The 13307-nt window shown below is 28.9% G+C and carries 9 protein-coding genes; all 9 read right to left on the bottom strand.

Annotated elements, in window-relative coordinates:
* Positions 1 to 26: 26 nt before the first annotated feature.
* Positions 27 to 1649, bottom strand: coding sequence for a mannitol dehydrogenase family protein (locus tag HSACCH_RS12295; protein WP_005490230.1), 1623 nt, complete (start codon positions 1647 to 1649; stop codon positions 27 to 29).
* A gap of 14 nt (positions 1650 to 1663) precedes the next feature.
* Positions 1664 to 2737, bottom strand: coding sequence for a mannonate dehydratase (uxuA, locus tag HSACCH_RS12300; protein ID WP_005490231.1), 1074 nt, complete (start codon positions 2735 to 2737; stop codon positions 1664 to 1666).
* A gap of 5 nt (positions 2738 to 2742) precedes the next feature.
* Positions 2743 to 3444 (bottom strand): GntR family transcriptional regulator, encoded by a 702-nt coding sequence (locus HSACCH_RS12305; RefSeq protein WP_005490232.1) that lies wholly within the window; start codon positions 3442 to 3444, stop codon positions 2743 to 2745.
* 303 nt (positions 3445 to 3747) lie between these two features.
* Positions 3748 to 5751: a hypothetical protein gene (locus tag HSACCH_RS12310; protein ID WP_005490233.1), complete on the bottom strand. Its 2004-nt coding sequence runs from the start codon at positions 5749 to 5751 to the stop codon at positions 3748 to 3750.
* 243 nt (positions 5752 to 5994) lie between these two features.
* Positions 5995 to 6570, bottom strand: coding sequence for a sugar transferase (locus HSACCH_RS12315; protein ID WP_005490234.1), 576 nt, complete (start codon positions 6568 to 6570; stop codon positions 5995 to 5997).
* A gap of 326 nt (positions 6571 to 6896) precedes the next feature.
* The gene (locus tag HSACCH_RS12320; protein ID WP_005490235.1) at positions 6897 to 7907 is read right to left on the bottom strand and encodes a DUF6765 family protein; all 1011 of its coding nucleotides are present in this window, start codon (positions 7905 to 7907) and stop codon (positions 6897 to 6899) included.
* Between the two features lie 178 nt (positions 7908 to 8085).
* On the bottom strand, positions 8086 to 8808 hold the full coding sequence (locus tag HSACCH_RS12325) for a hypothetical protein (RefSeq protein ID WP_005490236.1): 723 nt from the start codon (positions 8806 to 8808) through the stop codon (positions 8086 to 8088).
* A 53-nt stretch (positions 8809 to 8861) separates the two neighbouring features.
* Positions 8862 to 9728, bottom strand: a complete 867-nt coding sequence (locus HSACCH_RS12330) for a hypothetical protein (RefSeq protein WP_005490237.1) — start codon at positions 9726 to 9728, stop codon at positions 8862 to 8864.
* A gap of 433 nt (positions 9729 to 10161) precedes the next feature.
* Positions 10162 to 13236: an STAND family AAA ATPase gene (locus HSACCH_RS12335; RefSeq protein ID WP_005490238.1), complete on the bottom strand. Its 3075-nt coding sequence runs from the start codon at positions 13234 to 13236 to the stop codon at positions 10162 to 10164.
* Positions 13237 to 13307 lie beyond the last annotated feature (71 nt).

A 13307-nucleotide genomic window follows, 5' to 3' on the forward strand; every position in this document is an offset into this window, starting at 1 on the left:
ATCACTTTTATATTTAACTTATCTTTCTAATTCAAGAGATATTTTTTCAAAGTAGCTCTAACTGCTCCCTCTTCTGCTATCATTTCTTTAAAATAGCCCTCTATTTTTTCTCCAAGCCCTATTTCATAAAGATCAACTGCCATTAATTTATCATTAGCTAAAATAGGCTTTAATTTATCTCCTACAGAATCTATATTAGCTAGCTCAATTCCTTCTAACTGAGATGTTAGTTCATCCAACATTGGGTCTGAGCTTAAAGGCATCTCAATACCCTGGTCATCTACTGCAAGTAGATATCTCAGCCAACCAGCTATTGCCAGGGGAACTACAACTAAATCGGCTGGATTTAAATCATCAGCATCACGGTAAGATTTAATTGTTTCTCCAAAACGAATTGCAACTTTTTGTGAAGTATCTTTGGCTATTCTCTGTGGTGTGTCTGGAATATATGGGTTAACCAATCTTTCTTTTACCACCTCATCGATAAAGGACTTTGGATCAAGTACTCCTGGATTTACAACAACCGGCAGTCCTTCTTTGTAACCAATCTGCTCTACTAAAGCTCTAATCTCCTGATCTTCCATCTCTTCAGCAATTGAAGTATGACCTAAGAGACAACCATAAACTGCCATCGCAGTGTGCAGCGGATTTAAACAGGTAGTTACTTTCATAGTCTCAACCTGATTTACAGTATCCCGGTCTGTATAAATTGCTCCTACCTTATCAAGTGCAATTTTACCATTGGGAAAATTATCTTCAATAACTAAATATTCTGGGGCCTCTGCATTAACAAAAGCTGCTATTTCTGTGTTTTTATTTGTTTTTACAATTTCTGTATTTTTAAAGCCAATGTCCTCCAATTTCTGCTTAACCTCTGGAGCTGGTCCCGGAGTAATTTTGTCAATCATAGACCAAGGAAAAGCAACCTTGGATTCATTACCTAGATAAGCTATGAATTCTTTTTCTACAAGTCCATTTTCTATCCACTTCTCGGCTACAGTTAAAACTGCATCTTTAAGTTTTTGACCGTTATGAGAGCAGTTATCCATACTGACAAAAGCGAAAGGATAAGCTCCTGCTTGATAACGCTCATATGCCAGAGCAGTTACTTTAGCCATTAAGTGGTTTAAATCTCCTTCAGGCCCAGCTTCAAAATCTTCTAAAACAAAGGAGAAGAACTCGCCATCCATATTGTCCAGGGCATAACCTTTTTCAGTTACTGTAAAGCTAACCATCTTTAAGCTTGGCTTTTTAAAAATTTCTTTTAGTTCTTCCCAGTCTTTTTCAAAGCTGGAATCAGCTTTTAAAGCTTCTGTGATACTTGCCAGCAGTGTTTTATTCATATTACCATCTGCAGACATCTTAACAACCAGACTTAAATTTTCAGCAGGCTGGTAAACTTTATCTATAATCTCATAGTCAAAACCCTCCGCTGCTATAATACCTGTTTCTACCTTTCCTGTATTTAATAGCTCCTGCTGTAAACGAGCAATAAATGCTCTGAAAATGTTACCTGCTCCAAAGTGTACCCATTCAGGATTTGCTTTTGTTTTATCAATTAAGTTCTGGTAGTCAAATTCTGGTGGTTCTATTCCTGCTTCAGTCCACTGTGTTTTATCTTTTAATTCTTTCTTAGCTAGTTTGAGCATTATTATACCATCCTTTAATTATTTTTATTCATTTTATCAATTGCTTCCCACAAACCATTAATATATGTAGCTCCTAGTGCTCTATCATATAATCCATAACCTGGGCGAGCTTTTTCTTCCCAAATCATTCTACCATGATCTGGTCTTATATACCCTCCGAAACCACTATCATATAAGGCTTTTACTATTTCAAATAAATCTAAAGAACCATCACTAGATAAATGAGAAGTTTCATGAAATTTACCTTCTCCATCAAATTTTAAATTCCTTACATGTGCAAAATGAATTCTACTCCCAAATTCTCTAATTATTTCAGGTACATTATTTTCAGGATTTGAACCTAAAGAACCACTACATAAAGTGAGTCCATTATATGGATTATCTACCATTTTTAATAGTTTTTTCATGTTTTCTTTACCTATCATTATTCTGGGCAGCCCATAAATTGGCCATGGTGGATCATCAGGATGAATTGCCATCTTAATATCATTTTCTTCACATGTCGCCATTATGTTTTCTAAAAAATATTTTAAATTATCAAAAAGATCATCTGCGGTAACATCATTATATTTCTTCATAATACCTTTTAATTCTGCTAAACGTTCAGGCTCCCAACCAGGTAATGTAAATTCTTTTGATCCACTGCCTATTTCTTCTACAAGTTTTATAGGATCAGTTTTTTCAATGTCTTTTTCATCATAGGACATCGTATTAGAACCGTCTTTTAATTCTTCTGCTAAATCAGATCTTAACCAATCAAAAACTGGCATAAAATTATAACAAACAACTTTTATTCCTTCATTTGCTAAATTAACAAGTGTTTTTTTATAATTATCAATATACTTGTCACGAGAGGGTAATCCTAATTTAATATCTTCATGAATGTTAACACTTTCTATAACTTCTAATTCTAATCCTGCATCATTAATATCTTTTTTAAGATCTTTGATTCTACTAACAGGCCATTCTTCTCCTACAGGAATATCTTGAAGTGCACTTACAACTCCAGTCATACCTGGTATTTGTCTTATTTCTTTCAAACTAATACTATCATCATCTTTGCCAAACCACCTAAATATCATTTTCATTTAGTTCACCCACTTTTATTTAGTTTAAAATAGTTCTTATAATCATTTACCATTTTTTCAGTATCAAATACTATCCTATCCATATGGGCCTTCATTGCTTTCTCACTATTTTTAATATTTCTGCTTTTAACAGCTTCTAAAATTTCTTTATGATCAGATAGTACATCTGGCCTATTAAAGTTGGTATATAAACTGAGAATCCTCATTCGATTTAAATCCATACTTGATTTATTTATTGTTTCCCAAACATCAGCCCTCCCTGAACAATTAAATAACATTTTATGAAATTCATTATCATATTTATAAAAGCATACATGATCATCTCTTTTTAAACATATTTCCTGCATCTCAATATTCGTTTGTAGTTCCAATATATCTTTTTGGTTTAACATTTCACAACTTTTTATTAAATTTGATATTTCCAGCTTTTCTCTAACAAATTTAAAGTTTTCTACTGAATTAATATCAATTAACGAAACAAAAGTTCCCCTTTGAGGATATATGTTTATAAGCTTTTCTTCTTCCAGTTTAGCAAATGCTTCTCTGATAGGAGTTCTACTTACATTAAATTCTTTTATAAAAACACTTTTTTTTAACTTTTTTCCTGGTTTTAAATTAAAATAAAGAATGTTTTCTTTTAAAATATTATAAATATAATTTTTCATATTCATATTTTCTTTTTTATGATCCGTTATTTTAATTAACATAATTTACAACTCCAAATCAAATTTTGTATGCATTATTGAAATATTAGAATTTCAATTTTGATAAAAAATAATTTTCTGAACTATTTGATTAATCTATACTAAAATACTAACATACTAATTTTTAATAGTCAAACAATTTATAAAGTTATTTTTTTCACTATTTTTTCGCTTCAAATATCTGGGTCACCTAAACCTTTTATAAACTATGTTGCATAAAAAAATCCCAGCAGCTTTTTTGCCACCAGGAATCATCACTAACTTTTTAAATTCATTATTGTTTTAATGATTCTTCTAATTCTTTATTTAGCCGACTTTTAATATCTCCTCTTCTAGTTTCGCTAATTCTTCTTCTAGTTCTGTCTTTTTATCTAACAATTTATCTTCTCTTTCTGAACAGCAATCAAATTTATTATACGAAATATCCAAATAATGATTATTTTCTGCTTCTGACATAAAAAATTTCTTAAAAAAATCAGTTTCTTTTAAAATTATTACAGAAACAGGGATAAGTATTGTAAGAAGTGTTAGATAGTGAGATGTTTTAATTATTCCAATTTGATCATTTAGATATACTGTTCCAGCAATTAAAATAAATACTATCGGTACCAAACAAAAATTCCTTCTGCACTTAGATTTAATAAAACCATCAGCCTTATCTTTTCTATTATAAAAATCATTTAATAAATCATAAACTTCTTCTGTTCTTTCTTTGATTGATTTTCTTCTTTTTTTCTTCTCCTGCAGCAGTAATTGATCTTTTTCTGCAATTTTTTTATTTTTAACCTCATATTTTTGTTCTTCTCTTTTCTTTAATTTACCCATTATATTATCAAAGTTAGTGGCAAATTCATAATCAGATATTTTAGCAGAAATGTTTAATTTTTTTACTTCACTCTGCAATACGGACTTACTAGAAATTGATTGTGCTAAAAATACTAACTCATTATCGTCAATAACTTCTCCCTGATACTTAATCACATTATCCCTTAACTCATTTATTTGAGAAACCTCTGGTAGCACTTCAGCTAAATTAATTTGTACTAATTCTAATAAGTTAACTCTTGCAAAACTATCAATATTAGAACTTTTGGCTGGATTAGCAAGCCATAAGATATTTAATAATAAACTGGCAGTAATTTTAACTTTTAATTCTCCATAATGATTATATATGCTTCTTTTATTTCCCCGCTGATCTTGTAAAAACCAGGAAGCTGCTTCTTCAAATTTTTCTACTTTTTCTTTTCTCATTTTTTTAGTATACAGTATTGCTACTGCATCATGTTCTGCTCCATCCTGATTATGTTTCCTCTGTTTTAAATCTCTATAAAGTTCAGTTTTTTTAGCTTCTATTTTTAAACTTTTTTCGACTTTAACAATCTTTAAAAGAAATTCTTTTTCGAGTATTGATTTCAAATTTCTTGCCTTTCTCTGTAGATCTGTTTTAGTTATTTCTTTTTCTAAACAATTATTTAAAAAATCGTCCTGAACAAAGCCTTGTATTTTAATTTCTCCTAGTTCTCTTGCTTTCTTTAATAACAAATTTTTAGTTTCTGCGATTGTTATATCAAGTACTATAAATTCAAAACCAAAATCATTGGCGATTTCATATAATTGTTTACAGGTTATATTGGATTCTTTAGAATGCAAACCCATTAAACTAACAATAAAATTGGTATCTAAAACCAATTTGACTTTTTTATCAATTTTTTGTTCAGAAATATCGGTACTGATATAACAAGATATTATTGATCCTAAAAATATTTCCTGAATTATCTTAAATTTATCTTGATTATTTTTTATTTGATTTATGTATCTGGCAACTGGGATATATTCGCCATTAGCATTTTTACAGTTTTCTCCATTTATAAGCTGGCAGAATAATTTTTTGTTATTTTCTATAAAATCCAAAATTGCTGGTGCTGACTCAATCCCTTCACTTATTAAAAAATTATTATAATCTTCATCAATGGCCTCAATTTCTTTTTGTTTTTCTTCTAAAATGCTGTCATATTCAAATACTATTCTCTCTGTAATTTTGATATAACTATCATTGTATAAACAGATTCGGCTATCTTCAATCTGCATTAATTCTATCATTCTTTTAAGCATTCTTATTGGGATATCAAGTTTAAATTCTTCTTTAATTGATCTTTTAACCTCATTTAAGTCACCATAGTATTTGTTATTACTTTTCTCAAATTTTAAAAATGCTTTTTTAATTAAGGGAATAAAAACTCTCATAATGTCTTTATTTTGGTTGTTATGATAGGCCAAAAAACTGTAAGTTAAAGATTTATTAAAATTCATCTGCCACACCCTTTATACTAATTTTTTATTGATTATAGATTATAATTCTTTATTAGTATAATTTTCCCTGCAATTTATTGAGATTTTATTACATTTATTTCTTTTTTATTTATTTATTAATTAGATTTGAAGTCTATTAGATTTTATAAACAAAAATCCTCTTTCTGAACGAAGATCAATTTAGTTCAAAAAGAGGAAGAGTGTTTTGTAATTATTTTATTATAAATAAATGTTAAAATTATCTTAGTCACCGTTCTCGATTAAGCCTTCCTGTTTAATTACCTGTAGAAAGGTTATCAACACTATTTTAAAGTCCAAAATTAGCGAATGATTTTGCTTATAGTAGAGATCATACTCAAATTTCTGCTCATCATCTATATCATCTCGACCATTAATTTGAGCCCAGCCAGTAATTCCTGGTTTGAATTTATCTACTCCGTGTTCTTTACGATTAGCTACCAGCTCTGACTGAGAAAAAAGTGGAGGTCTCGGTCCAACAAAGCTCATATCACCTTTTATAATATTAAAAAGCTGTGGTAGTTCATCTAAACTGGTTACCCTGAGAAACTTCCCCATCTTAGTTATATACTTATCTCTATCATTAAATTCATTTGTAGGCACATCTGGGGTATCAATACGCATTGTTCTAAATTTGTAAATAGTAAAAGACTTGCTGTGCTGCCCGACCCTTTTTTGAGCAAATATGGGGCTTCCTTTGGACTCCACCCTTATCAATAGAGCAATTATAAATAAAAATGGTGCTAATAAAACTGTTAAAATTAATGAAAATATGATATCAAGTAATCTTTTAAAAAACAATGAAAGTCCTCCTGCCGTAATAGATAGTTATTATCTTAAACATTAGAAACATTAATCAGTTTAATTATACTCTAAAATCCAAGTGCTTTCAAACACTCGACAAAATATGAGTTTTTACTTTATAATAAATATTTGTTGTATGATAAAATTATCTAGAATTGCAAAGTAGTATTCCCTAAAGTTGCAAACTGAAATTCCCTATAATTACAGTCTGAAATCCTTGATCTCAACAAAGTGTGAACTATGTTGAAGATTAAAAAATACCCCTGGGACTTAAAAAAGCCCCAGAAGCTTCCATTAATTAAAAAATTAAGATTATTGACTAATTACCACTTTTCTGTACTTACTATCTCAAGATTTGAGCTTAATATTCCTTCCATTTTATTCTGATGAAATTTTACAGCCTCTTGAAACTTAAACCAATGGGTATCGTTGTAATTTTCAGGATCATCCCAGGTATAATCACCAAAAAATATGTGTTTTAAATTAATAGTTAATTTAACATCAATATCATACTTTTCTGGATAGTCTTCTTTAATTGCCTCATTAAACCAGTAATATTCATCATAATCTTCAATTTCCTGGCCACCATATTCATCTTTTAAAGCAAGTTCTTTATATAGACCTATTCTTTCTTCCTTAACAGATCCTTCCTCAATTATCTCATCTATATCAGCTATCAGTTCTTGCTTTTCTGACGGCAGTTTAGATAATTTGTCATTATCATTCTTATATTTAAATAGCTTTTCAAATAGTCGACCTATTGCTACTAGAAAACGCTCTTTATTATTTACAGTTGCATTTTTTAAACGAGAATCATCCCAGACTCTGTCAGGAATATCAGGATCATGACCTGCATCAGCATGGCCTATATTAGGTAAAATATGGTCCAATCCATTATAATCATTTTCCATCCCAACAAAATTTTGATGGGACCAGGTATCTAAATATGCATGACAGGCAATACCTATTTCATATAAATTATTACCTGCCAGAGCCTTATCTATCATTTTATTAGCATTTAAATTATCGGGAATAGTGTTTAAAGGTGGCATTTCATCTTTGTTAATTTTCTCAGAATAATTACTATCTTCTCCTGGAATAAAGTGAAAGAAAGGATAAATACGCAGCAAATCTTTTTGTGGCTTTGTAATATCTAAGGTCTGGCTTATATAATTTTCATAATATAGTTCCTTTGAATCTTTGTTGATTTCAAAAAGTATGTCATTGTTATCAACATATTGAGAAGAATAAGCTAAAACATTTGCATCTTTAGGCTTAAAGCCTGCTCTTGTAGCCGTTAAGTAAGTAACATAATAATGAAACTCTATGTCCATAATTAAACACTCCCTCATTATATTATTAAGGCTAATTGTAAAATGAACATTTGGATTAACCCATTCCTGAGAACAAAGTTACTGATTGAAATAGCCTAATTTTTAGATAATTTTCAAATCTAATTAAATTATAATACAAGTGTTTGTTAAATGCAAATTTTTACATTCATAGAAATAATCAATCCATCCCCCAGCTCCTCACCCCGGGCACATCCTCATCATAAGTCTCAAAATAATAGCCCACAGCAGAAGGAAAACGAAACTTCTTTAAAAGCAGCCGGTAAAACTTATCATCATGAGTCGAAAGCACCAGCTGCTTATTTAAGTCTCCACCCTCCATTGAACAGCTCCGCAGCACATCAATAAAAGAAATAATATTTAAGTCATCCATACTCTGCATTGGATCATCAAGCAGAATAGTATTTAATTTTGTGCACTGCTGTCTTAAAGCCATAGAAAGAAAAATACTGATTGCAACTATATTAACCTGAGCCTTACTGAAAGTAAAAGCTGGATTGACAATTGTTTTTCCACTTTTGTTTTTACATTCAATCAAAAGAGAATTACTTCCCTGACGGCTGACAGTAGTCTTTAGATTGATCTGCCTGAAAAAAAGATGAGGATAAATGCGCTTAAAAATCTTATTTATAAACTCCTCCTGCTCCTTAAGAATCTGATCATTTAGATCTGCAACTACATCCCGCACAGCCAGTTTAAGCTTTTCCGCTCTCTCCAGTCCTCTTTTGATTTTTTCACTTTCAACTGCAGCTTTTTTAAATTCATTCTCTACCTCTTTTAACTGTTTTCTCACTTTGTTTTGCTGCAGCAACTCCTGCTGTTTCTCCAGTTCTGATTCCAGATTCCTGACCCTTGACTGAGCCCGTTTACAATCTGCCAGCATATTTTTACTTTCTTTTTCCCGCTGCAGAATTTCCTGATAACAGGAATCAGCCTTCAGATTATATTTTTAAACTCGGCTGCCAGGCTATCTTTCCTTTCCAGGAGCTCAGATATCTCTTTTTCTAACTCCTCAGTATTTTTGATCTCCAGAAATGAATTATTGATCATTAAATTTTTCAGCCTGTTAATTCTTCTAGCTAAATTATCTTTTAATTCCCGTTCCTCGATCTGATAGTGGTCAATAATTCTAACTGCACTCTGATTTAAGTAATCCAACTCATTTAACTTACTCTGCAACACTTTAATCTCATTTTCTATTTTCAAAATTCTGTCCTTAGTCACTGACATTTTTATAGTAAAGCTTTCTTTTTCAGCCTCCAGTTCAGAAATCATTTTATCTACTGCCTCAGCAAATTGACCACTCAACTCCTGCAGCTCGGCTTTTATTGTGTCTTCTTTTTGATTCTCCAATAAGAGTTTCTTTTTAAATTCTTTTACCTTTTTACTGCCCTGAGTTAACTTCCTTTCTATTTTTCCCAGCAGAGCCTTTCGCTCATGAGAATCACCACAGACAGGACAGTCTACTTCTCTCAGATAAGGATCACCAGTTTCTTTGAGGTAGGAAAGTGATTTTTCTAAAATATCAAAGATATCATCATTAAAATTATTTATTTGATAGTGCCTATCCCGCAGACTATCCCTATTTCTTTTTTTATCTGCCAGCCTGTCTTCGAGAGCAAAAGCCTCATTTTGAAAATAGTTCTGCCTGAGTTTAAATTCCATAAAACTCTTAGTTTTCAAACTCATTGTTACAATTGCTGATTTAATATTTAAGATTTTATCAGAAAGATCTCTCTTTTCTTCACTTTGAGTTTTAATAAAATCCAGCCAGAAATTAAGTTCTTCCTCTTTTTGAATCAACTCTTCTCTTTTATTTTTTATTTCTTCAATTGTTTCTTCTTTAGTTTTAATTTGACCTCTATACTGACTTTTATAAACTCTGTACTTTAAATTATTTGTTGTATACTAAAATTACTGGGAATTGTAAAGTAGTGTTCCCGAAAGTTGCAAACTAAAATTCCCTATTATTGCAGCAAACACAATTAGAAAATTTAGTAAACCCGTAAAATCTTAATTGACCAAAAATATAAAATATTATTTGATATTTATAAAAATTCTCTGCCAAGATTTCCCGACAGCCCCGGTACTAAGGTTTATGAAATCATTCGACTTTCCTAGACTAATAAAAAAACTCCCACCAGAATTTTAAAAATCCAGTGAGAGTAACAACCTAAACTAATATTCAATTCTACAAATCACTTTATATTTCAAAAAGCAGGCGATAGTTGTTCATTTACAATAACTTTTTTTGGGTAGATTTATTAGCTATGAAATGTGATGTTTTAATTGGTATATTTAACAAGTCGAATATTTTTTGTTTCTGTTTATAGTCTAAATCATCAAACATGTAAAAGTAATTAATAATAAACCTCTTAAGTAAGGATTTAGGTAATAAATTATTCTCCACTTCATTATATAATTTTTTTACATCTTCAAATGGAAATCCCTGATAATAGTCTAACTTTATTGAAACATTTATAAGTTCAACTGAAATATAATCAAACTCCTCAGCAACTTCTGCAAAAGTTTCATTTAATTTTTGATTTCCAACCGAATTACTTACTTTTTTTATAACAAAATAAGAAATAAACTCAGCAAAGTGAAACAAGAAATTACCAATCATTTTTCTGATTTCATCTTTTTCTTTAAGATTATTTTTTTCTGCTTTTTTATTAATTGATTTCACAAAATAATCTTTGCTGGTTGCTAGTTGCTCAAAAAGAAAATTTAAGGTCCTTAATGATAAATCAAAAACTTCTTTAACTAAATCATACTTTTGCTTCCCCTTCATCGAACCATAATAATTTTTAAGAATCTGACCTAGAATCTCTATATTTTTAAAAGCAAGATTTAATTCAAATAATTCATTTGACTCTTCATCTTTTTCTTTTACTTTTTTATTATTAAATTCAGCCTTATCTTTTTTTCTTGCCTCATCTTCTCTGTGTTCAATTACATCAACTTCTTTATAAATCATTTCTGGTAATTTCCCAAGAAGCCCATTTATAGATTCAATATCAGTATTAAATTCTAATAGTTGATATTCTTTAAATAGTTCTTTTGCATTATTTAATAGCTCATTAATAATAAATGGATCTTTAGAATGATGGGTCAAAAACATAATAATATTAGCATTTTCTTCTAAATTTATATCAGAACATAATTCTTGTGTTAAGGTTTTAATGTCTTTATTGGATATGTTATTCGATAAATAATTACCAATAAAGAAATAGTAAACATATTTATATTTTATTTTAAAACTGTTATTGAATTCCTCAATTAATGATGATTTTATTAAATTATTTTTTATTTCATTAAAAGACATGCTTATACTATATTCATCACAGAAGTAATTATGAAATTCATTTTTGAATTTTTCTTTTGTTAAAATTTTTATTTCGTTCTTAAACATAAAGTAAGATAACTCAGATAAATAATTATAATAAAAATCTAAGTCTTCAGGTTGAATATTAATTTGACCTAAAGAGTTAGTTATCAAAAAAGAATAATAATGGCCATATGTACTTTCTTTTAATCGATGAGGGTTGCCTGCCTGTTCAGTTTGTAGTATAGTTAAAAGATAAATTGGATAAGACGGGATGTAATTACTACCAATAATTCTATTGAATAGTTTACTGGATTTATCTAATTTTCTGATTAAATTATCTTTCTCCAAAAATCTTTCTTGACCGATTTTATGCCACTTTTTAATTAAATTTTCTCTTTTTAAATGACCAAATTCTTTTATGTTATATCTGGTAAAGTGTTCCATTTCTAATCCATCATCTTCTAAAATTTCTTCAATTTTAAATAATGAATTTGTAGTAATTATAATATTAGAAAAACACTTAGCTAGCATATTAAAAAACTTCTTCTTAAATTCTGGTGCTAATTTATTATCATGAAAATCATCAATTATAATAACCTTTTTATTATTTTTTAATTGACTAAACTTCTCTAATTCTTTCGAATTATACTGTTCTTTAAATCTTTTTAGAAGTAATTTTTGAAAATCCTCATATTTTTCTGATTTTATGTTTGAAGCATCAAAATAAATTGGAGTAAAACCAAAATTAAAATATTTTTTAAAGATCATTTTACATAAAGTAGTTTTACCAGAAGATTCTTCTCCAATTAAAAATAATTTTCGAGCACCTTCTTTATTTTCAATCAATAATTTGCCATCAAATATACTCTCTTCATAATTAGATTCTTCATCGTTTTTATCTAACTCTAAATCTGGCCAAACGAAAATATCTTCAAGTATCAAATTATTTTTATTAGAATGAACAAAAGTTGCCCCTGGATCATTTAGCCAATCATCTTTAAACTTATCGTTTATTTTAAAATGACCTTTTCTATTTTTTTTATATTTCTTAAAAGAATTCCACTCACTGTTAGAACCTTTTCTGGTATATATATCATCATCAAATACAATTTTTTGAGTCTTATACTTTTCTTCATCTAAATCAAAAGTTATTAAATTAAAACCACTATTATCATCATTATCATGAGATTGCAAAACATTTCCATGAATATAACCTGTAGATTTACCAGAAAGATCATTTCTTTCAATCTGTTCAGGTGTATGCTCATGTCCTGTTAAAATTATATCTGAATTTTTTTCAAGATGTTTTTTAAAACTAAATCCATTATTATTTAACTGCCAATTTAATGGGTGATGAAGAAAACTTATTACTAAATCAGCTTTTTTATCAAATAATTCTTCACCAAAATAATCATAAGGAAAATACAAATTCCCATACTGTTCATTCTTTCTTGAAAACCAGGAAGTATTATACTGGTAAAATAATATATTATAATCATCATACTTAACTTCAGAAATTTGAAGAAGTTTATGATTATGGATAATTTTTTCTTTGTTAGAAATAGAATTGTAAAAATCAAACCAATCTTCTTGAACTTGGCAACAATTGTCAATAAGTCCTTCATCAATTTTGTTATCTTTCTTACTATTACCACTAATTGAATCTAATATTATATCTCTTATTTTACCATCAGAATTATCATAATCACAGTCATGATTCCCAGGTATTACAATTATTTTTATTGAATTCCCAGTATATTCTTCTAAATCATTTTTGATATCCATAATAAAATCATAAGCAATAAGGTACTGATCTAATTTTCCAGAAAAAGAAATATCACCAGTTATAACTAAAAATATATCATCATATTCCAGGCAAACATTTTGAACTGCGGATATTATTTTATCAGACTTTTTAATTATAAAATCATTTTCTTTTTTTAAATGAATATCGCTCAAATGAATCATTAATATTTTCAAATTAGACCCACCTTCTAATTTTTTCTAATTAAGTAATTTATACCATAATTATAATACAAATGTTCGAAAAA

The sequence above is a fragment of the Halanaerobium saccharolyticum subsp. saccharolyticum DSM 6643 genome (assembly GCF_000350165.1).
GTDB classification, from domain to species: Bacteria; Bacillota; Halanaerobiia; order Halanaerobiales; family Halanaerobiaceae; genus Halanaerobium; species Halanaerobium saccharolyticum.